Origin of the sequence: Novosphingobium sp. JCM 18896 (assembly GCF_025938095.1) — a bacterium.
In the GTDB taxonomy this organism is placed as follows: Bacteria; Pseudomonadota; Alphaproteobacteria; order Sphingomonadales; family Sphingomonadaceae; genus Novosphingobium.
In genome coordinates, this window is the sequence record NZ_JAPCZF010000008.1 from 37,217 (window position 1) to 56,906 (window position 19,690).

Consider the following 19,690-nt stretch of genomic DNA (forward strand, 5'->3'; position numbering starts at 1 on the left):
TCACAGCGCCTTGCTGAACCCCAAGGTCATGCTGGCCGCGCGCTTGCGCACGCGATCCTCGCTGCGCACGAGCGGGCCGGTGAGGTCGCCGGTGAAGAACCGCCGCAGGCGATCGTTGCGCAGACCGTTGATCGCATTGACCGTGAGCGTGGTCTTCACGCCGCGGATCGCGGTGCTTTCGAGGTATGCCGCCCAGGTGCCGCGCTCGCGGCGCGACGAATCCTCGTCGACGAAATAGTAGTCCTCACGCACGGTCGAGACGTAGCGGATGCCCCACGACATCTTGCGGCGATCGAGATCCTGGCGGAACTCGGCATTCCATGAGGATTCGACCACGCCGTTGATCGGCCGCGATCGGCGCAGCGCGAGGTCGAGCACGTCGGAGCGCTGGAACAGCCCGTCGAACTTCACCTGGCCGCCGGGCACGAGAGGCGCGAGCGCTAGGGTCGCCTGCGCGCTCAGGCCCCAGACGCGGCCATCGCCGATCGCACCGAGTGCCTGGCCGCCGTCGGGCAGGGCGATGAAGCCGAGTACGCCGCTGCGCCATTCGTGGAAGCCTTCGGCAGCGATCGCGTTGCCCTTGCCCCAGCGGTGATCGACACGCAGCGAGGCGCGCCGCTTGCGCGTGGGGCGCAGCGCGGCATTGCCGCTGATCGGGCGATCGTCGACGACGTTGGTCGAGGCGGCGAAATCGCTGAAATCGAGCTGATCGACGGTGCGGCGGATCGCCAGCCGCACCTGCGTCTTGGGCCCCGCGTTCCAGACTAGCGCCGCAGAGGGCTTGAGATAGCTGAGGTCCTGGCGGTTCGCCTGGTCGCCGACGACGGTGATCCGCGACAGTTCGACCGCCAGGCCGGTTTCGAGCACCAGCCCGGGGCGAAGCGTTGCGGTCAGATTGGCAAAAGCCTCGCCGCGCCATTCGGCCGCGCGGGTGTCCGTGCCCGGCAGTGGAATGTCGACGAGGCCGCCGCCCGTATCCTCGGCATAGTCGAGCGTGCTCGATAGCCGATTGTAGGCGATCTCGGCGCCGATCTCGGGGCGCAGGACATGGCTGCCCCCGCGGACGACGGTGGCGCGAAACACGGCTTCGAGCGGCGTCAGGCTCTGGCGCGAGCGGCTGCGGTTGCTTCCGTCGCGATCGTCCTGATCGATGGCGACGGTTTCCCGGCGGACCAGCGCGACGAGCTTCGTCGACCAGTCTTGTCCCAGCGCCCGCGTCCAGTCGGCGCCGAGTTCGGCCTCGGTATACTGTTCGGCATAGTCGAAGCGCCGCGATCCGAGCGCAGGTCCATCGATGGTGCCTGCGCGGCGTGCGATGTTCTGGGCCGAGCGGTAATCGTCGAAACCGAAACGGCCGTTGAGCGTGAAGTCGCCGCCGCCCAGCCGGCGCGAGGCCGAAGCCGCGATCGCGGCCTCGGGACTGTTCAGCGCGAACCGTTCGAGCAGGGTCTCGATCGGACTGCCCGCCCCGTCGCGGATGGCGTAACGGCTGTTCAGCGTCTCGCGCTCGTACTCGCCCGAAAGCTCGACATTGGTCTGCCAGTCGCCGATCCGGCGGTTGTAGCTGACCGAACCCTTTCCGCCGAACAGGCCGCCCGGCATCAGCGTGGTCGATCCGGTGAGCGTTCCCGATCCGGCGGCATCGGCCTTGAGCACGACGTTCGCGACCAGGCTCTGGCCCGCGGCCTGCGCGACGTCGCCGCCGCCGCGCAGCAGGACGATCCGCTCGACGAGGCTGGCCGGGATGCGGCGCAGCACGTCGGTTATGCCGTTGCCGGCCTTTACCGTCGGCCGCTGGCCATTGATCAGGACGTTGCCCGCCGCCCCGCCGAAACCGCGCACGTAGTCACCCGCATCGATCGTGAAACCGGGCGTGCGTTCGAGCATGTCGAAGGCCGTCTGCGGCTGGAACGATGCATAGAAGCCCGCGGGATAGACCGGATTGTCGGGCAGGTCGGATCCCGGCTTGCGATCCGTCGCCGTGCCGGCTTCCTGCGCGCGACCGGGGGAGCTCGTACAGCCCAAGCTCAGCGTCAGAACGAGCGAAACGCGAACGCCAAACCCTGGGATCACGCCGGTGCTCGGCTATGGCTGGCGGGGCGGGCGGGATCGTCGCGCACGGATGTCTCCTTCGCGCCCCTCATATTTTATTGCGAATGATTTGCAACAAATTCGCATGGGCTGCCCGATGCATCCATCATGCGACCCGCCCGGACAAGCGCAGACGCATCCACCAAGGAGCGATCGCCAGGGTCAGTCGGGCATGCGGGGTGATGCGCAACCGATCGCTTCGAGCAGCTGGTCGGGATCGATCGGCTTGGTCAGGAAGGCGACGGCGCCGGCCGCGAGCCCCTGTTCGCGCATCGCCGCAGTGGCATAGGCGGTCATCAGGATCACGCGGTGGCGCCAGCCGCGGCACGCCATTTCGGCTTGCAGCTCGAGCCCGGTCATCCCGGGCATGTTGATGTCGGTGACGACGCAACCGAAGGCGCTGCCGTCGGCCGCGAGCAAGTCCGCGCCGCTGGCGAAGCCACGACAGACGACACCGGCGGATCGGAGCAGGCTGTCGAGGCTGCGCCGCACGTCGGGGTCATCATCTACGACGGCGATCACGAACGGTGAATTCAACCTTACTGCTCCGGCTGGCATGGACTCGGCGATGGCAGAATGCCCGTGCCGCCACGCCGGCGCCATCATACTCAGATGTTATAGGCCATATCGGTGGATGGTCTCGTCGCGAACGCCGAGTTGTTCGGCCATGCGCACCAGATCGGCCAGCGATTGCGCCTCCATCTTGCGCATGACGTTGCCGCGATGGATCTTCACGGTGATCTCGGAAAGGTTGAGCCGCCCGGCCACCTGCTTGTTCATCAATCCGGTGACGACGAGCCCCATGACCTCGCGCTCGCGCGGGGTCAGGCGCGCGAAGGCGCTGCGCAGGCGCTCGCTATCGCCGGCCGAGGCGCGGCGCGTGCTGTCGGTCTCGAGCGCGCGCAGCACGGCCGCGAGCATGTCGTCGGGGCTGAACGGCTTGGGCAGGAAGTCGATCGCGCCGACGCGCATCGCGCGCACGGTCATCGGGATGTCGCCGTGACCGGTCATCATCACGATCGGGATCGCGATGCCGCGCGCCGCCAGCAGCTCCTGGAAATCGAGCCCGCTTTCGCCGCGCAGCCGAACGTCGAGAACCAGGCAGCAAGCGCAATCGGGCAGGCCGGCTTCGAGGAATTCTTGCGGGCTATCGTAGACCAGCGCCTTGAGGCCGGCCGAGCGAAACAGGCTGGCCAGCGAGCCGCGCATGGCCTCGTCGTCGTCGATCACGCAGACGCAGCGCTCTCCCTGATCGGTCATGCCTTGGCCCCCGGCGCGATGGACGGCGGCGCGATCGGGAGGGTGAAGCGGAAGCTGGCACCGCCGTCGGCGCGGTTGGCGGAGGTCAGGCGGCCCGCATGACGCTCGATGATCGCACGGCTGATCGACAGGCCCATGCCCATGCCGTCGGGCTTGGTCGAGCGGAACGGTTCGAACAGCGGTTCGGTGTCGGGGGGCAGGCCGGTGCCGCGATCGCTCACCGTGACGATGACCTCGTCGCCGTCGCGCGAGGCCTCGAGCTGCAGTTCGCGCCGGTTCGCCGGAGTCTGCGTCATCGCCTGGTCGGCGTTGAGCATGAGGTTCATCAGCACCTGCTGGATCTGCACGCGATCGCCCCCGAGCATGGGCAGATCGGGGGCGATCGCCGTGCGGACGACGACCTCGTGCGACTGCAGGTCGCGCTGCAGCAGGGCGATGGTTTCGGCCACCAGACCGGCGAGTGCGAAATGATCCTGCCGTGGCTCGGCCCGGCGCGCGATGTCGCGGATCCGGCCGATGATGTCGGCGGCGCGCGCGGCGTTCGCGGCGATGTGGTCGAGGCAGTCGGCCGCTTCGGCGGCATCGGGCTCGGCGCGCCCCAGCCAGCGCTGGCCCGACTTGGCATAGGTGACGATCGCCGAGAGCGGCTGGTTGATCTCGTGTGCGATCGAAGCACCCATCTGACCGAGCAGATTGAGCCGCGAGACGTGGGCGAGCTCGGCCTGGGCCTGATCGAGCCGCGCCTGCGTGTGCCGGCGCTGATCGATCTCGGCCAGGTGGCGGATCGAGAGGAAGGTCGTGATGGCATTGGCGACGAGGCTGACGGTCAGCCGCATGGCCGGCGAGCCGAGCGGCTCGGCGCTGTGCGAGATCAGATAGGCGAGGACGGCCAGTCCCGCACCGACCGTACCCGTGGCGATCACCAGATCGCGCTGGCCGGTGCGCGCCGAAAGCAGCACGACCGTGGTGTAGAGCACGGCGACGGCACCCTGGAGCGGGCTCAGAACGTCGAGCGCGAAGATCGCCAGGGCGACGACCGCCGCGCCCGCCATGCGCAGGTGAATCACCAGTCGCTGTCCCCGCGCGTCGCCGCGCATGATCGCCTCCCGCCAGATCTCGATCCGGCTGCCCCAGAAGGACAAGAGGCTTAGCCGAGCAAGCGCGCGCGGCAACGGGAAAGATGCGAAGCGGCCCCCACTCATCGCGCGGTGACGTCGAGCACGAAGTGGGTGCCGGGCATGGCGTCGAGACAATGGCAGGTCGCGCCCAGTCGCCGGGCGAGCAGTTGGATCAGTTCCGAGCCAAGGCCCGTGCCGCGCGCGCCTTGCGCGAGGCCGCGGCCGCGATCGGTGACTTCGACGCGGTAACCGCCTTCGTCGTGCGGGCGCAATGCCACGGCGACACCGCCGGGCTGATGCGCGGCATAGGCGTGCTTCGCGGCATTGTTGACGAGCTCCGACAGGATCATGCCGATCGCGCCAGCCTCCTCGGCGGCGACCGTCACCGGTTCGGCTTCGAGCACCACGGGACGGCTGCCCATGGCGGTCAGGCCGCGGACCAGGTCGGCCATGTAGGCGGCCAGGTCGATCGTGCCGCGCGCCGGGCCGTGACAGAGCAGGCGGTGGACCCCGGCCATTGCGGCGATGCGGCGCCCGATCGCCTGAAGCGCGGCGAGCCCGGCGGGATCGGACAGCGTGCGCGCCTCCGTCGCGACCATGGCCGAGAGAAGCTGGAGGCTGTTGGCGATGCGATGATTGGCCTCGTCGGCCGGGCTCGGTTCATGCCGGCCAGGCAGCACGGTGACCATCGGTTCTCTTGTTGCGGAGGCTGCCTGCATGATCCGTCACCTCTCGTCCGCATCGGCGGTTTCGACGGGCGGCATCATCCTGCGCACTGTGTGCGAAAGGTATCATACGCAGGTATGGGAAAGCCGCGTTTCCGGCGCGATTACTTAGCTCGATGTTAACCGGCGGCGCTTAATCACCTCTCGCCGATGAGAGGATGAGCATGTTCGACGTCTTGCTGTGCATTCATGAAAAGCATGACGAGTGGCTCGTCCTGCTGGCCGCGGTGATTTGCATAGTTTCGACGATGAGCGCGGTGCTGCTGCTGCGCCACGCCCGGCATTTCGCGGGCAAGGCCGCCGCCAAATGGGTCGGCGGCGCTGCGGTCGCGATCGGTTTCGGCATCTGGGCCACCCATTTCGTCGCGATGCTCGGCTACGACCCCGGCGTCGTCGCGGGCTATCACATGCCCGCCACCCTGCTGTCGCTGGTCATCGCCATCGCCATGACCGCCATGTCGTTCTTCGTGTGCCTTGCTTATCCGCAGGCGCGCGGGCTCGCCGCGGCGAGCGTGCTGGGCGGCGGCGGTGTCGCCGCGATGCACTACCTCGGCATGTCGGCGCTCGAGCTGCCGGCCGATATCACCTGGCGCAGCGGCTATGTCGCGCTGTCGCTCGTCTTCGCGGTCGTGCCGATGTATCCGGCGCTGGCCTTCGCCGTCGGCGGCCGCAGCGTGCGCAGCGGCGTTGCCGCGGGCCTGCTGATGACCCTGGCGATCGTCCTGCTGCACTTCACCGCGATGACCGCGGTGGTTCTCATCCCCGCGCCGCTCGACGAGCGCACGGCCATGCTGCTGTCGCCCAACAGCATGGCCATGGCCATCGCCGCGGGCTCGATCGGCCTGCTCACCGTCTGCATCGCCGTGCTCAGCGTCGCGCGCACCGCGCGGATCGCGGTCCACGCCAGCCAGCGCGATCTCGCGATCCTGGTCAAGGGCGTGACCGACTGCGCGATTTACATGCTCGATCGTGATGGCAAGGTTGCCAACTGGAACCCCGGTGCACAGCGGCTCAAGGGCTATACCGCGCGCGAGGCGATCGGTCTGCCGCTGGCGCAGTTCTATTCGCTCGAGGATCGTCACGCAGGCCTGCCCGAGAAGGCGGTGAGCATCGCGATGGAGCAGGGCAAGTTCTCGGGCGAGGGCTGGCGCATGCGCCGCGACGGCTCGCGCTTCTGGGCCCATGTCACGATCGAGCGCATTTCCGACGATGCCGGCAATCACATCGGTTTCGCCAAGATCACCCGCGACATGAGCCGGTTCAAGGAAGACCAGGACCGCTTGCAGGAGATGACCGCGCACCTCGATGCGGCGCTCGGCAACATGCACCAGGGCCTCTGCCTGTTCGACGCCGACGAGCGGCTGGTCGTGGTCAACGCGCGCTTCCTCGAGATCTGGGGGCTCGACAAGGCGGCCTGCACGCCGGGCATGACGCTCGACGAGGTGGCCCATGTCGCGCTCGCCTCGCGGACGGGTGCGGCCGTGCCGCAGGAGCGCGTCGACGATCTGCGCCTGACCCTGCGCCAGGCGCTCGACGATCACAGCTTCCCACCGGTGGTGTCCGAATTCGGCGATTCGCTGGTCGTCTCGATGATCAGCCGCCCGGCCGCCGACGGCGGTTGGGTGACGACCTTCGAGGACGTCACCGAACGCCGCCGGTCCGAGGAAAAGATCGCCCACATGGCGATGCACGACGGCCTGACCGGGCTGCCCAACCGCTCGAGCTTCAACCAGTGGGTCGATGCCGAGCTCGAGCAGGCGCGCCATTTCGGCCACAACCTGGCGGCGGTGGTCATCGATCTCGACCGGTTCAAGGAAATCAACGACACGCGTGGCCACGGCGCCGGCGATGCCGCGCTCCAACTGCTGTCGCGGCGCCTGATCGACATCCTCGACGACGGCGAGATCGCCGCGCGCGTCGGCGGTGACGAATTCTCCGCGGCCAAGCGCTTCCGCGACCAGGCCGAACTCGCCGGTTTCCTCGATCGCATCGAGAGCTGCTTCGCAACCCCGGTCGGCAGCGAGGACAACCGCTTCCACCTCGGCGCCTCGATCGGCGTCTCGGTGTTTCCTAACGATGGTTCGCTGCGCGAGCAGATCCTCAACAACGCCGACATGGCGATGTACCGCGCGAAGGCCAGCCTGGGAGAGCGCATCGCTTTCTACGAGCCCGAGATGGACGAGACCGCGCGCGCGCGCCGCCAGCTCTCGAACGACCTGCGCCATGCCCTCAGCCGCAACGAGCTGACCCTGCTCTATCAGCCGCAGCACGACCTGCGCACCGGCGAGCTCAGCGGTTACGAGGCCCTGCTGCGCTGGCAGCACCCGAAGCGCGGTGCGATCGCGCCCGACTATTTCATTCCGCTGGCCGAAGAGACCGGAGAGATCCTCGCGATCGGCGAATGGGTGCTGCGTCAGGCCTGCCTCGAAGCGCGCACCTGGCCCGGCGATCTCAAGGTCGCGGTCAATCTCTCGGCGGTCCAGCTGATGCAGACCGAACTCGTCGAGATGGTCAAGGCCGTGCTGATCGAGAGCGGCCTGTCACCGATGCGGCTCGAGCTCGAGATCACCGAGACCGCGATCATCTCGGACAAGCTGCGCGCGCTGCATCTGCTGCGGCAGATCAAGGCGCTCGGCGTCAGCATCGCCATGGACGATTTCGGCACGGGCTATTCGTCGCTCGACACGCTGCACTCGTTCCCGTTCGACAAGATCAAGATCGACAAGTCGTTCCTGCTCAAATCGCAGCAGAGCCCCGAGGCACGCGCGATCATCAAGGCCGTGCTGGCATTGGGCCAGAGCCTCAGCGTGCCGGTGCTCGCCGAGGGTGTCGAGACCGAGTTCCAGCTCGGCCTGCTGCAGGAACAGGGCTGCGATCAGGCCCAGGGCTATTATTTCGGCCGCCCGGCCGTGGCGCCGAGCATCGCCACCGATGCCGACGAAACCCGCCGCGCGCAACCCTAACTCCGTCTCGTATCAGAGCGGGTTGCCGTCCTTGTCGCGGTAGATGTCGCGGCGGCCGACGTGGTTGGCCGGGCCGACGAAGCCGTCGGCTTCCATGCGCTCGACCCACTTCGACGCGGTGTTGTAGCCGACACCCATCTGGCGCTGGATCCAGCTCGCCGAGACCTTCTGGCTCTCGAACACGAGCTGGCAGACCTGGCGGTACTTGCGCTCCTCGGGATTGTCCGAAGCCGCATCGATGTCGTCGAAGCCGAAGCCGCCGTCCTCGGGCTCCTCCGTGACCGAATCGATGTAGTCGGGCTTGCCCTGGGTACGCCAGTAGTCGGCGACGCGCTCGACTTCCTCGTCGCTGACGAAGGGGCCGTGGACGCGTTTGATCGGGTCGGTGCTCGGTTTGTAGAGCATGTCGCCCTTGCCCAGCAGCTGCTCGGCGCCCTGTTCGCCCAGGATCGTGCGGCTGTCGATACGGCTGGTCACGGCAAACGAGATACGCGTCGGCATATTGGCCTTGATGACGCCGGTGATGACGTCGACCGACGGGCGCTGCGTCGCCATGATCATGTGGATGCCCGCGGCGCGGCTCTTCTGCGACAGCCGCTGGATCAGGACTTCGATTTCCTTGCCGACGGTGATCATGAGGTCGGCGAGCTCGTCGACGATCAGCACGATCTGCGGCATGGTCTCGTAGTCGAGCTGGCGATCCTCGTAGAGCTCCTCGCCCGTATCCGGGTCGAAGCCGATCTGGATGCGGCGACCGAGCGGCTTGCCCTTGGCCGCGGCGGCGCGGACCTTCTCGTTGAAGCCCGCGAGGTTGCGCACCGAGATCTCGCTCATCATGCGATAGCGGCGTTCCATCTCCTCGACCGCCCACTTGAGCGCGCGCACCGCCTTGGGCGGCTCGGTGACGACCGGTGAGAGCAGGTGCGGGATGTCGTCGTAGGACTTGAGCTCGAGCACCTTGGGATCGACCAGGATCAGGCGGCACTGCGCCGGGGTCAGGCGATAGAGCAGCGACAGCAGGATCGTGTTGAGCCCGACCGACTTGCCCGAGCCGGTGGTGCCCGCGACGAGCAGGTGCGGCATGGTCGCGAGGTCGGCGACGATCGGCTCGCCGGCGATGTCCTTGCCGAGGATGATCGGCAGCAGGCCTTTGTGGTTGGCGAAGGTCTCCGAGCCGACCATCTCCTTGAACGAGACCATCTGGCGGTCGGCGTTGGGCAGTTCGATGCCCATGACGGTGCGACCGGGGATCGATGAGACGCGCGCCGAGATCGCCGACATGTTGCGGGCGATGTCGTCGGCCAGGCCGATCACGCGGCTGGCCTTGATGCCCGCGGCGGGCTCGAGCTCGTACATCGTCACGACCGGGCCGGTACGCACCGCGGTGATCTCGCCCTTGACGTTGAAGTCGTCGAGCACGGTTTCGAGCAGGCGGGCGTTGCGCTCGAGGCTGAGCTTGTCGATCTTCGGTGCCGAGTTCGGCGGCGGGTCGGCGAGCAGGTCGAGCGCCGGCAGCTCGTACTGGTCGAACAGGTCGCCCTGCTTGGCCGCGACCGTGTTGAACTGGGCGGGCTTGGTCTGGCGGTCGGGCTCGACGATCTCGGTCGCGCGGCGCGGTGCCTCGGTGAATTCGATGGTGGAGGGGGCACCGGCTTCGGCCGCGGCCGGCTTGGGCTCGCGCAGCTTCTTCTCGCGCGGCGGCGTGATGAAGGGCACGCCTTCGGGCATCGACAACCCGCGCGCGCCGCGCAGACGGCCGGGGAGCGTGAGCAGCGCGGCCCAGTCGAGCGCGAAGACGCGGCCAGCGAGCATCGCACCCGAGCCCAGGCAGGCGAGCGCCAGTGCCAGGATCAGCCAGCCGCGGAACGCCTCGGGCAGCAGATTGGCGACGCCGCGGATCGCGCCCGATCCGAGCAGGCCGGCGAGGCCGCCCATCGAGGCGGGCAGGGTGCCGCCGGGCTCGGTGAAGGTCAGCGAGAGCACGGTCGAGAGCAGGGCCATGCCCAGCAGCAGCACGCCGATCGGCCGCCACCAGCGCTGGTCGCTGTGTTCGAGCGTGCCGTCCTCTTCCTCGACCATGCGCCAGAGCTTGCGCGCGAAGACGTAGAGCAGCGGCAGGAACAGCACCGAGACCGGGCCGAACAGGAACAGCGCGCGTTCGGCCGCATAGGCGCCGAGCGGCCCCATCCAGTTGCGCACCTCACCGCCGGCGGCGGTCGAGGCCGAAGGGTCGGTCTGGTGATAGCTGGTCAGCGCCAGCGCGAGGAAGACCATGCCGCCGAACAGCAGTACGGCGCCGCCGATCTCGGAGCTCCGGCGCAAGGCACGGCGCAGCACCGCGCGCCAGTTGGGCGCGGCGATCCGTCCGCCGGAAGTGATTGGGCGTGTGGCCATGGTCGTCCCCTGCTAGGCGCGAATTATGCGCCTCGGGGTGACTCCCCGTCAAGAATCCTTGGGAATCAGCCCGTCGATTGCCGCCCAGGCGTGACCGCCGAGGCGTCGCGCGCGCCGGGCGTCGATGCCGCCGAGCGCGATCACGGGCAGGCCGGCGCGCGCGGCCAGCAGCCGGAAGCGCATCGGTCCGAGCCCTTTAGCCCCCGGATGCGACCGCGTCGCGAAGGCCGGCGAGAGCAGGATCGCGTCGGCGCGCGCGCGGCGGGCGTTGGCGATCTCGGCGAGCGAATGGGCGGTGGCCAGACGGAGCAGGGCCGGGCCGGCGCTGAGCATTGTGGGCGAGCCATAGGCACCGTCGGTCCGCCAGGCGCGGGCTTCGGCGGCGTTGCCGGCCAGGACAAGCCAATGGCCTCGCTGGCGCGCAAGCCTGGCCAGGGGCTCGAACCGCGCGCGGCGTTCGGCGGGCGGCAGGTGGTAGTGCCGGTAGATCAGCCCCGAGCCGCGCGGCAGGCGCGCCAGGACGGTCTCGAGCATGGCGTCGTTGCGGGCGTCGCTGACGAGCCAAATCTGGGGCAATGCGGACTGGCGCTGCGGCATCGCCTCGCTATAGCAGCGCGCCATGGAGGAACCAGCCACCCTGCTCGCGGCCGTCAACGACCGCATCGCCGCCGCCGCCAGGCTCGCTCGCCGCAAGCCCGAGGAGGTCACGCTCGTCGCGGTCAGCAAGACCCATCCGGCCGAGCGCATCGCGCCGCTGATCGCCGCCGGCCAGCGCGCGTTCGGCGAAAACCGCGTGCAGGAGGCACAGGACAAGTGGCCGGCGCTGCGCGAAATGCACCCCGATCTGGCGCTGCACCTCGTCGGCCAGCTCCAGTCGAACAAGGCCGAGGACGCCGTCGCGCTGTTCGATTGCATCCATTCGCTCGATCGCCCCTCGCTGGTGACGGCGCTGGCCAAGGCGATGGACAAGCTGGACCGTCAGGTGCCCTGCTTCGTCCAGGTCAACATCGGCGCCGAGGAACAGAAGGGCGGCTGCGCGATCGCCGACCTGCCCGCGCTGCTGGCCGAGATCCGCGCGACGGCGATCCCGCTCGCCGGCCTGATGTGCGTGCCGCCCGCGACGATCGAGGCGGCGCCGTTCTTCGCGCTGCTCGGCAAGCTCGCCGACGACAACGGCATTACCGGTCTGTCGATGGGCATGAGCGAGGACTTCGAGACCGCGATCACGCTCGGTGCGACGCATGTGCGCGTGGGTTCGGCGCTGTTCGGGGCGCGGTAGCGCTTCGCCACCCTCATCCAAGCTTCGCTAGCCGCTGCCGCGGCAAGCTGCGCTATCCTTCTCCCGCCAGCGGGAGAAGGTAAAGGAAACCCTCTTCCGCTGGCGGGAGAGGAGCGAGACTTGGTGAACGCAGTGAACCTAGTCGCAGCGGTGAGGGTGGTCAGCCCGCGTGCCGCTTCAGTTCGTCGCCGGTCAGTGTGACGACATGCAGCAGGTTGGTCGCGCCCGGCGTGCCGAACGGAACCCCGGCCAGCGCGATCAGTTTCGAGCCGGCCGTGCCGAAACCGTGGCGCAACGCCATGCGGCGGCCCTTGGCGATCATTTCCTCGAACGAGCCGATGTCCTTGGTGTGCACCGGATAGGCGCCCCACAGCAGCGCCACCTTGCGCGCGGTCTTGATCGAGGGGGTCAGCACCAGGATGCGCACGCCGGGCCGCTCGCGTGCGACGCGGCGCGCGGTCGAGCCCGAGCCGGTGAACACGATCACGCCCGCGATCGGCAGGGTCTGGGTGATCTGCGCGCAGGCCTCGGCCAGCGCGTCGGCGGTGGTCGCATCGGGGCGCACGTCGGTGAAGTGGACGCGCTCGCCATAGCCGGCGTCGCTTTCGACCTGGGTGGCGATGCGGTGCATGATCGTCACCGCTTCCTCGGGCCAGGCGCCCGCCGCGGTCTCGGCCGAGAGCATGACCGCGTCGGCACCGTCGTAGACCGCGTTGGCGACGTCGGACACTTCGGCGCGGGTCGGCGCCGGGCTCTCGATCATCGATTCGAGCATCTGCGTGGCGACGATCACCGGCTTGCCCGAACGGCGCGTCGCGGCGACGATGCGCTTCTGCAGCGGCGGCACCTCTTCAGGGTTCAGCTCGACGCCGAGGTCGCCGCGCGCGACCATGATGCCGTCGGCGAGTTCGATGATCTCCTCGAGCCGGTCGATCGCCGCGGGCTTCTCGATCTTGGCGACGAGCGCGCCGTAGCCGCCCATCAGGCGGCGCGCCTCGGCGACGTCCTCGGGGCGCTGGACGAAGGACAGCGCGACCCAGTCGGTGCCCTGCTCGACCGCGAAGGCCAGGTCGCGGCGGTCCTTCTCGGTCAGCGCCGGCACGGGCACGACCGCGTCGGGCACGTTGACGCCCTTGCGGTCCGAGATGATGCCGCCGACTTCGGCCGAGCAGAGGATTTCGTTGTCGTCGGCGCGGATCACGCGCAGGCGCAGCTTGCCGTCGTCGATCAGCAGGCGCTGGCCCTTCTGGAGAATGCCGAACAGCTCGGGATGCGGCAGGCATACGCGCGTCTCGTCGCCCGGCGTCGGGTCGCGGTCGAGCGTGAAGTGGCTGCCGTGGCGGATGACCGTGCGGCCTTCCTGGAAGATTCCGACGCGCAGCTTCGGCCCTTGCAGGTCGCAGAGAATGCCGATCGGCCGCCCGAAGTCCTTCTCGGCCGCGCGGATCGCGGCGATGGTCCGGGCGTGGGTCTCGTGATCGCCATGGCTCATGTTGACGCGGAAGGCGTCGGCGCCGGCGCGCAGCAGGCGGCCGATCATCTCGGGATTGGCGCTGGCGGGCCCCAGCGTCGCCAGGATCTTCACCTTGCGCGCTGCGAGCGTCACTTCCGGGGTATGGGACTTGGCCAAGACGCTACCTCTTTCACAATCGCGGCGTCCTATGGCAAAGCCGGCCGCAAAGACCAAGGATGAACGGCATGAATGACACGTTGGATACGCTGGATGACGCAAAGGCTGCCGCCGCTTTCCGCCGGCTGGTCCGCCATTTGCGCAAGCGCCACGATGCGCAGAACATCGACCTGATGGGCCTGGCGGGCTTCTGCCGCAACTGCCTGGCCGACTGGATCATCGACGCCGGTTTCGAGGGCGACAAGGCCCAGGCGCGCGAACTGATCCACGGCATGCCGGCGGGCGAGTGGAAGGACAAGTTCCAGACCGAGGCCACGCCGGAACAGCTCGCGCGCATGGAGGAAAGCCTCAAGAAGAACGGCGGGACTCACTGACGCCGGACTAATCCACAGGCGCCGCTTTCTCCGATGGGCTCGCGCGGCTAAAGGCGCGGGCAACCGATTCACTCAAATCCTTTGGAGACTTCCCCGATGGCCGAAACCGACGACCGCCTGCGCCTTCTCATCGAGCGCATCGAACGCCTCGAAGAGGAGAAGAAGGGGATCAGCGACGACATCAAGGACGTCTACAACGAGGGCAAGGCCGTCGGTTACGACGCCAAGATCATGCGCCAGGTCGTGCGCCTGCGGAAGATGCCGCCCGACGATCGCCGCGAGATGGAATCGATCCTCGACCTCTACAAGGCCGCGCTCGGCCTCGAATAGTCCGGTTCGGCTCGTCATCCCCGTGACCGCGGGGATGACGAAGCCTCGGATTGCCCGAAAGGCGCCAGTGGGCTAGGGGCGCGACAACGCCAACCCAGCAGACGAAAAGATCCCATGGCAGGCCATTCCAAATTCAAGAACATCATGCACCGCAAGGGTGCGCAGGATAAGAAGCGCTCGGCGCAGTTCTCCAAGCTTTCGCGCGAAATCACCGTCGCCGCCAAGATGGGCATGCCCGACCCGGACATGAACCCGCGCCTGCGTGCCGCGGTCAACGCCGCCAAGGCGCAGTCGATGCCCAAGGACAACATCGCGCGCGCCATCGACAAGGCGTCGAAGGGCGACGGCGAGAACTACGAGGAAGTGCGCTACGAGGGCTATGGCCCCGGCGGCGTCGCGATCATCGTCGAGGCGCTGACCGACAACCGCAACCGCACCGCCACCAACGTGCGCACGGCCTTCGCCAAGAACGGTGGCAACCTCGGCGCCTCGGGCGCGGTGAGCCACGGCTTCGAGCGCCTCGGCCTGATCGAATATCCGAACAAGGTCGGTGACGAGGAAAAGGTCCTCGAGGCAGCGATCGAGGCCGGCGCCGACGACGTCGAGAGCGACATGGGCGAAGACGGCCTGCACGCGATCTGGACCAGCGTCGAGAACCTGCACCCGGTCTCGCGCGAGCTCGAGAAGGTCCTGGGCGAGGCCGAGGCGGTCAAGCTCGCCTGGCGTCCGAACCTCAAGACCGATGTCGGCGAGAGCGACGCCGCGACCCTGCTCAAGCTGATCGACGTGCTCGACGACGACGACGACGTCCAGACCGTCTGGGGCAACTACGAGATATCGGACGAGGTCATGGAGAAGCTGGGTTGATCCACCCGATCCTCCCCCTTTGGGGGAGGGGGACCGCCGTCCTGAGCTTGTCGAAGGGCGGTGGTGGAGGGGGCGAGGTCATGCGCCCGACACCCCCTCCGTCAGATGCTTCGCATCTGCCACCTCCCCCGGTGGGGGAGGACCTGCTGCCATGATCATCATCGGCATCGATCCCGGCCTCACCTGCACGGGCTGGGGCCTCGTCGCCAAGGCGGGCTCTCGGCTGAGCCACGTTGCCAACGGCCAGATCCGCACCGATGCAAGCGCTGGCATGGCCGAGCGGCTGGTCGAGCTCGACGCCGAGCTGACGCGGGTGATCATCGAGCATCGGCCCGATGCCGGTGCGGTCGAGGAGGTCTTCGTCAACGTCAATCCGCAGTCGACGCTCAAGCTCGGCCAGGCGCGCGGCGTGGCCATGCTCAGCCTCGCGCGCGCCGGGCTCAAGGTCGCCGAATATTCGACCAAGGTGGTCAAGAAGGCGCTGGTCGGCACCGGCGGCGCCGAGAAGGCGCAGGTCCAGGCGATGCTCAAGGTCCTGTTGCCGGGCGTGAAGCTCGCGGGCGCCGACGCTGCCGACGCCCTGGCCGTGGCGATCACCCACGCCAACATGCTGGGCAGTCACCGCTAGGTTTCCAGCTGACGCCGTTGCCGCTTGCGCTTTAGCCTAAGCCCCGGCCTTCTTCGCCAGCGCGATCGTCGCATCCTTGCCCGACACGCCATCGGGGACCTTCTGCGCGGTGACGACGATCATGCGGGCGCCGTCGATGAACACCGTCAGTTGGTCGATGCCCGGCGCGAAGAAGGCGCCCTTGCCGAGCCCGGGAACGTCCTCGGGCGTCTTGCCGAAAGCCTTCAGCGCCGCGGCCGCGGTCGAGCGTGCGGCGGTGATCGTCTCGGCGGTCTGGTCGTTGATCGGCGACCAGCGCGCCATCAGGCTGGCGACATTGCCGTCAGGCCCCGCATAAGTGCATTCGGAGGTCGCCGCGTCGGTCGCGCTCGGTTCGTGCACCAGCGCCAGGCTGGTCTCGCCGACCTCGCGCTTGAGCACTTCGGCGACGGCGGCCTTGTCGAGGATCGAGCAGGCGTCGGTCGCCTTCCAGTTCGCCGGCATGCCGCCGCCCTCGCTCGGCTTCTCGGCGGCAGAGCCGCCCGCCTTGTCGCCACCGCTGCCGCAAGCGGCCAGCGCGCAAACCGTCGCCAGGGCCGTCATCATCCGGTATTTCGCCATCGTTCTTCCTTCCTGAACCGATAGCGACCCGTGGTGTTCTGTCGTTGGCCGATTGTCTGGGGCAGACGGCAGCACTTGGCCAGAAAAAACTCGGGCATCAGGTACGCGAGAGAGATTCCCTTTTCGTTCCGGCGTGCTATCAGGCGCGCATGATCGCCAAGCTCTCCGGCACGCTCGACGATACCGGCCCCGACTGGGCGGTGATCGACGTTTCCGGCGTCGGCTATCTCGTCCACTGCTCGGCCAAGACTTTGACCGCGCTCGGCATCGCCGGCGATGCGGTGACCGTCCACACCGAGATGCAGGTCAGCGAGAACGACGTGCGGCTGATCGGCTTCGCCAGCGGCGCCGAGCGCGCCTGGTTCCGCCTGCTCACCGCGGTCCAGGGCGTCGGCAGCAAGATGGCGCTGGCCGTGCTTTCGGCGCTCTCGACCGAGGAACTGCAGCGCGCCTGCGCCGGCGGCGACGCGGCGACGGTGGCACGCGCGCAGGGCGTCGGCCCCAAGCTCGCGGGCCGCATCGTCAACGAGCTCAAGGACAAGGCCGGCGGCCTGCCGACCGCGCCGGGTGCGACCGGTGCTGGCGGCGCGGCGCTGCCAGCAGGTCCGGCCTCAGCCGACGCTGTCTCGGCATTGCAAAACTTGGGTTTCAAACCCCCGGTCGCGGCACAGGCGGTGGCGCAGGCGCTTGACGAGCTCGGCGAAGACGCTCAGCTCGACGCGCTGATCCGGGTGGCGTTGAAGAGGGCGACACGATGAGCGTGCCGATCGTTGCGGTCTACAGTCTCAAGGGCGGTGTCGGGAAGACGACGCTCGCGGTCAATCTCGCCTGGGCGGCGGCGCGCGCGGGGCGGCGCACCCTGCTTTGGGATCTCGACGGCCAGGCCGCGGCTAGCTGGCTGCTCGGCCACGACGAAGGCGGCGAGAAGGCCGAGGCGGCGATCCGTAAGGAAATCGATCCGGCCAGGCTCGTCGTGCCCACCGCGGTCGACGGGCTCGAATTGCTGCCCGCCGATTCCTCGTTGCGCGATCTCGACGTGATCTTCCGCGATCTCGACAAGAAGAAGCGGCTGGCGAAAATGGCCGAGGCGCTGTCCGCCAAGCGCGATCTCGTGGTCATCGATTGCCCGCCGGGGCTGACCGACACCTCCGAGCAGGTGTTGCGCGCGGCGAGTCTCGTCGTCGTGCCGGTGATCCCCGCGCCGCTGGCCAAGCGTGCGCTCGACGCGGTGGCCGAGCACGTTTCGGGCCGCAAGGCCTTCGAGGCGCCTCTGCTGCCGGTCTTCTCGATGGTCGACCGCCGCCGCGTCGCGCATCGCGAGGCGCTGGCCGCAGAGCCCGACTGGCCGGCGATCCCGATGGCGTCGATGTTCGAGGCGATGAGCCACCGCCGCGCGCCGCTGGGCGCCTTCACCTCCGCGCGTTCGCCCGGCGTCCAGGCGGTCGCGCAGGTGTGGAACAGGGTCGAGCGGGTGCTGGCGAAGTGACGGGGCCAAGTGACGGGGACGACGTGACGGCAGGGGCGGACATTCTGCAGATCGCGGTGGCCATGCTGCGCCGGGCCGACGGCCGGCTGCTGCTCGTCCGCAAGCAGGGCACGAGCGCCTTCATGCAGCCCGGCGGCAAGATCGAGCCCGGCGAAGAGCCGCGCGTCGCGCTGGCACGCGAGCTCGGCGAGGAACTGGGCCTGGCGATCAAGCCGGACGCCTTCGACTATCGCGGCCGGGCCTCGGCACCCGCCGCCAACGAGCCGGGAATGACCGTCGTTGCGGAGATCTTCGCGCTGCGCGTGGACGGCGCGATTACCGTCCAGGCCGAGATCGCCGAGGCCGTCTGGATCGATCCCGCGGGGCCGATCAACCTGCCGCTGGCGCCGCTGACGCGCGATCACGTCCTGCCACTGGCCCTGGTCGCGGCATGAGCGATCGCGAGGATCGTCTGACCGGGGCCGAGCGCCAGGCCGAGGACGTCGATGCGGCGCTGCGCCCCAAGACGCTCGGCGAATTCGTCGGCCAGGCCGCAGCCAAGGACAACCTGCGCGTGTTCATCGAGAGCGCGCGTTCGCGGCGCGAGGCGATGGACCACGTGCTGTTCTTCGGCCCGCCCGGCCTCGGCAAGACCACCCTGGCGCAGATCGTCGCGCGCGAGCTCGGCGTCGGCTTTCGCGCGACCTCGGGTCCGGTCATCGCCAAGCCCGGCGATCTCGCGGCGCTGCTGACCAATCTCGAGCACGGCGACGTCCTGTTCATCGACGAGATCCACCGGCTCAATCCCGTGGTCGAGGAAGTGCTCTATCCGGCGATGGAGGACCGCGCGCTCGACCTGATCATCGGCGAGGGGCCTTCGGCGCGCTCGGTGCGGATCGATCTGCCGCCGTTCACCCTGGTCGGCGCGACGACGCGCCAGGGCCTGCTGACGACGCCGTTGCGCGACCGTTTCGGCATTCCCGTGAGGCTCAATTTCTACACGGTCGAGGAGCTCGAAAGCGTGGTCACACGCGGCGCGCGGCTGCTCGGCATGAGCGTCGAGCCCGGCGGTGCGCGCGAGATCGCCCGCCGCGCGCGGGGCACGCCGCGCGTTGCCGGACGGCTGATGCGGCGCGTGCGCGACTTCGCCCATGTCGCCGGCAGCCAGGTGATCGATCATGCCCTGGCCGACGATGCCCTGACCCGGCTCGAGGTCGATTCGCTGGGGCTCGACGCGCAGGATCGGCGCTATCTGCGGATGATCGCGGGGATCTACAAAGGCGGGCCGGTGGGGGTCGAGACCCTGGCCGCGGGCCTGTCCGAACCGCGCGACACGATCGAGGAAGTGATCGAGCCCTACCTGATCCAGCTGGGCCTCGTCGCGCGCACGGCGCGCGGTCGCTGCCTCAACGATCTGGGCTGGAAGCACCTGGGAATCACCCCGCCGAACGGAAGCCAGACGGGGCTTTTCGATTCTCCCGGTGACGATCAGCCGTAACCATTCGCGCGCGATTTCTTCGGGTTCTGCCGGTGAACAGTTCCGTTTCGGGACAGTCACATAACTATAGCCGCGAATAAGCGGGCATTCTCACTTCGGGACAGGCGAATCACAGTTAACGCCGTTGTCGCATTAATCACTCTCTGCGTTTTTGGTGGCACAGGGTGTGCTGGCTTGGGTGCTTACCAAGGCCGGCGCACGGGGAAACGAAGAGAGCACGCTTATGTCGGTTCGTATGGCCATCGCGAAATTGTCCGCCGCAGTCGCGGGCGGTGCGCTGATCGGAGGCGGGGCGGTTCACGTCGCTGAGCCGCCGGCCAAAAACCCGCAGTACGTCAAGCACGTCAAGCAGCCGAAGGCGCGCCGCGTCGTGCAGCGTCGGCAGCCGCCGGCGCGCCGCGTCGTGCAGCCGCCGCGTACGGCTCGGGTCGAGCCGCCGGCACGCCGCCAGATCGAGCCCCCCGTGGC

Annotated in this window: 19 protein-coding genes; 10 read left to right on the forward strand and 9 right to left on the reverse strand. The window is 68.5% G+C overall.

The features are described from left to right. The 5 genes from OLX23_RS21850 to OLX23_RS21870 all read right to left on the reverse strand — a co-directional run bounded on the left by OLX23_RS21850 (position 1) and on the right by OLX23_RS21870 (position 5,158). Positions 1-2,073, reverse strand: a complete 2,073-nt coding sequence (locus tag OLX23_RS21850; protein ID WP_264447324.1) for a TonB-dependent receptor plug domain-containing protein — start codon at positions 2,071-2,073, stop codon at positions 1-3. A gap of 180 nt (positions 2,074-2,253) precedes the next feature. Continuing rightward, the gene (locus OLX23_RS21855) at positions 2,254-2,628 is read right to left on the reverse strand and encodes a response regulator transcription factor (protein WP_264447325.1); all 375 of its coding nucleotides are present in this window, start codon (positions 2,626-2,628) and stop codon (positions 2,254-2,256) included. 78 nt (positions 2,629-2,706) lie between these two features. Beyond that, the gene (locus tag OLX23_RS21860; protein ID WP_264447327.1) at positions 2,707-3,351 is read right to left on the reverse strand and encodes a response regulator transcription factor; all 645 of its coding nucleotides are present in this window, start codon (positions 3,349-3,351) and stop codon (positions 2,707-2,709) included. Continuing rightward, the gene (locus OLX23_RS21865; RefSeq protein ID WP_264447328.1) at positions 3,348-4,448 is read right to left on the reverse strand and encodes a sensor histidine kinase; all 1,101 of its coding nucleotides are present in this window, start codon (positions 4,446-4,448) and stop codon (positions 3,348-3,350) included. The genes OLX23_RS21860 and OLX23_RS21865 overlap by 4 nt, the downstream gene beginning before the upstream one ends. A gap of 101 nt (positions 4,449-4,549) precedes the next feature. Next, complete coding sequence (locus OLX23_RS21870; RefSeq protein ID WP_264447329.1) at positions 4,550-5,158, reverse strand: sensor histidine kinase; 609 nt, start codon at positions 5,156-5,158, stop codon at positions 4,550-4,552. A 200-nt stretch (positions 5,159-5,358) separates the two neighbouring features. On the opposite strand from OLX23_RS21870, the gene OLX23_RS21875 reads away from it, so the two are divergent. Further along, positions 5,359-8,157, forward strand: coding sequence for an EAL domain-containing protein (locus OLX23_RS21875; protein ID WP_264447330.1), 2,799 nt, complete (start codon positions 5,359-5,361; stop codon positions 8,155-8,157). Between the two features lie 12 nt (positions 8,158-8,169). Here OLX23_RS21875 and OLX23_RS21880 read toward each other — a convergent pair whose 3' ends face one another. Both OLX23_RS21880 and OLX23_RS21885 read right to left on the reverse strand, forming a co-directional pair. After that, a complete protein-coding gene (locus OLX23_RS21880) occupies positions 8,170-10,551 on the reverse strand; it encodes an FtsK/SpoIIIE family DNA translocase (RefSeq protein WP_264447331.1) in 2,382 nt (793 codons plus the stop codon). Between the two features lie 48 nt (positions 10,552-10,599). Then, the gene (locus OLX23_RS21885; RefSeq protein WP_264447333.1) at positions 10,600-11,172 is read right to left on the reverse strand and encodes a thiamine phosphate synthase; all 573 of its coding nucleotides are present in this window, start codon (positions 11,170-11,172) and stop codon (positions 10,600-10,602) included. Between OLX23_RS21885 and OLX23_RS21890 the strand changes: the two genes are divergently transcribed. Further along, complete coding sequence (locus OLX23_RS21890) at positions 11,171-11,830, forward strand: YggS family pyridoxal phosphate-dependent enzyme (RefSeq protein WP_264447334.1); 660 nt, start codon at positions 11,171-11,173, stop codon at positions 11,828-11,830. The two genes, OLX23_RS21885 and OLX23_RS21890, sit on opposite strands and share 2 nt — an antisense overlap. A gap of 160 nt (positions 11,831-11,990) precedes the next feature. On the opposite strand, the gene pyk is transcribed toward OLX23_RS21890, so the two are convergent. Continuing rightward, the gene (gene pyk / locus OLX23_RS21895; RefSeq protein ID WP_264447335.1) at positions 11,991-13,460 is read right to left on the reverse strand and encodes a pyruvate kinase; all 1,470 of its coding nucleotides are present in this window, start codon (positions 13,458-13,460) and stop codon (positions 11,991-11,993) included. A gap of 59 nt (positions 13,461-13,519) precedes the next feature. Between pyk and OLX23_RS21900 the strand changes: the two genes are divergently transcribed. From OLX23_RS21900 to ruvC, 4 genes are all read left to right on the forward strand, one after another. Then, positions 13,520-13,834: a DUF1244 domain-containing protein gene (locus OLX23_RS21900; RefSeq protein WP_264447336.1), complete on the forward strand. Its 315-nt coding sequence runs from the start codon at positions 13,520-13,522 to the stop codon at positions 13,832-13,834. Positions 13,835-13,930: 96 nt separating this feature from the next. Continuing rightward, positions 13,931-14,164 (forward strand): DUF2312 domain-containing protein, encoded by a 234-nt coding sequence (locus OLX23_RS21905; protein WP_264447338.1) that lies wholly within the window; start codon positions 13,931-13,933, stop codon positions 14,162-14,164. A 114-nt stretch (positions 14,165-14,278) separates the two neighbouring features. Next, positions 14,279-15,031 carry a YebC/PmpR family DNA-binding transcriptional regulator gene (locus OLX23_RS21910; protein ID WP_264447339.1) on the forward strand — a complete coding sequence of 251 codons (753 nt, stop codon included), beginning with the start codon at positions 14,279-14,281 and terminating at the stop codon, positions 15,029-15,031. 151 nt (positions 15,032-15,182) lie between these two features. After that, positions 15,183-15,659 carry a crossover junction endodeoxyribonuclease RuvC gene (gene ruvC, locus OLX23_RS21915; protein ID WP_264447340.1) on the forward strand — a complete coding sequence of 159 codons (477 nt, stop codon included), beginning with the start codon at positions 15,183-15,185 and terminating at the stop codon, positions 15,657-15,659. 36 nt (positions 15,660-15,695) lie between these two features. On the opposite strand, the gene OLX23_RS21920 is transcribed toward ruvC, so the two are convergent. Then, positions 15,696-16,259 (reverse strand): hypothetical protein, encoded by a 564-nt coding sequence (locus tag OLX23_RS21920; RefSeq protein ID WP_264447341.1) that lies wholly within the window; start codon positions 16,257-16,259, stop codon positions 15,696-15,698. A 149-nt stretch (positions 16,260-16,408) separates the two neighbouring features. On the opposite strand from OLX23_RS21920, the gene ruvA reads away from it, so the two are divergent. Genes ruvA through ruvB form a run of 4 tightly spaced genes read left to right on the forward strand, consistent with a single transcriptional unit; the run spans position 16,409 to position 19,222 of the window. Continuing rightward, on the forward strand, positions 16,409-17,017 hold the full coding sequence (gene ruvA / locus OLX23_RS21925; protein ID WP_264447342.1) for a Holliday junction branch migration protein RuvA: 609 nt from the start codon (positions 16,409-16,411) through the stop codon (positions 17,015-17,017). Further along, entirely contained in the window at positions 17,014-17,745 is a 732-nt protein-coding gene (locus OLX23_RS21930) for a ParA family protein (protein WP_264447343.1), read from the forward strand. The genes ruvA and OLX23_RS21930 overlap by 4 nt, the downstream gene beginning before the upstream one ends. 23 nt (positions 17,746-17,768) lie before the next feature. After that, complete coding sequence (locus OLX23_RS21935) at positions 17,769-18,179, forward strand: NUDIX hydrolase (protein ID WP_264447344.1); 411 nt, start codon at positions 17,769-17,771, stop codon at positions 18,177-18,179. Next, positions 18,176-19,222: a Holliday junction branch migration DNA helicase RuvB gene (gene ruvB / locus OLX23_RS21940; protein WP_264447346.1), complete on the forward strand. Its 1,047-nt coding sequence runs from the start codon at positions 18,176-18,178 to the stop codon at positions 19,220-19,222. Before OLX23_RS21935 ends, ruvB begins: the two co-directional genes overlap by 4 nt. Positions 19,223-19,690 lie beyond the last annotated feature (468 nt).

Coding starts and splice junctions, on each gene's coding strand:
- OLX23_RS21860 (WP_264447327.1), bottom strand. CDS start 3,351: ATGACCGATCAGGGAGAGCGCTGCGTCTGCGTGATCGACGACGACGAG.
- OLX23_RS21865 (WP_264447328.1), bottom strand. CDS start 4,448: ATGCGCGGCGACGCGCGGGGACAGCGACTGGTGATTCACCTGCGCATG.
- OLX23_RS21870 (WP_264447329.1), bottom strand. CDS start 5,158: ATGGTCACCGTGCTGCCTGGCCGGCATGAACCGAGCCCGGCCGACGAG.
- OLX23_RS21875 (WP_264447330.1), top strand. CDS start 5,359: ATGTTCGACGTCTTGCTGTGCATTCATGAAAAGCATGACGAGTGGCTC.
- OLX23_RS21880 (WP_264447331.1), bottom strand. CDS start 10,551: ATGGCCACACGCCCAATCACTTCCGGCGGACGGATCGCCGCGCCCAAC.
- OLX23_RS21890 (WP_264447334.1), top strand. CDS start 11,171: ATGGAGGAACCAGCCACCCTGCTCGCGGCCGTCAACGACCGCATCGCC.
- OLX23_RS21885 (WP_264447333.1), bottom strand. CDS start 11,172: ATGGCGCGCTGCTATAGCGAGGCGATGCCGCAGCGCCAGTCCGCATTG.
- OLX23_RS21900 (WP_264447336.1), top strand. CDS start 13,520: ATGAACGGCATGAATGACACGTTGGATACGCTGGATGACGCAAAGGCT.
- OLX23_RS21905 (WP_264447338.1), top strand. CDS start 13,931: ATGGCCGAAACCGACGACCGCCTGCGCCTTCTCATCGAGCGCATCGAA.
- OLX23_RS21910 (WP_264447339.1), top strand. CDS start 14,279: ATGGCAGGCCATTCCAAATTCAAGAACATCATGCACCGCAAGGGTGCG.
- ruvC (WP_264447340.1), top strand. CDS start 15,183: ATGATCATCATCGGCATCGATCCCGGCCTCACCTGCACGGGCTGGGGC.
- OLX23_RS21920 (WP_264447341.1), bottom strand. CDS start 16,259: ATGGCGAAATACCGGATGATGACGGCCCTGGCGACGGTTTGCGCGCTG.
- ruvA (WP_264447342.1), top strand. CDS start 16,409: ATGATCGCCAAGCTCTCCGGCACGCTCGACGATACCGGCCCCGACTGG.
- OLX23_RS21930 (WP_264447343.1), top strand. CDS start 17,014: ATGAGCGTGCCGATCGTTGCGGTCTACAGTCTCAAGGGCGGTGTCGGG.
- ruvB (WP_264447346.1), top strand. CDS start 18,176: ATGAGCGATCGCGAGGATCGTCTGACCGGGGCCGAGCGCCAGGCCGAG.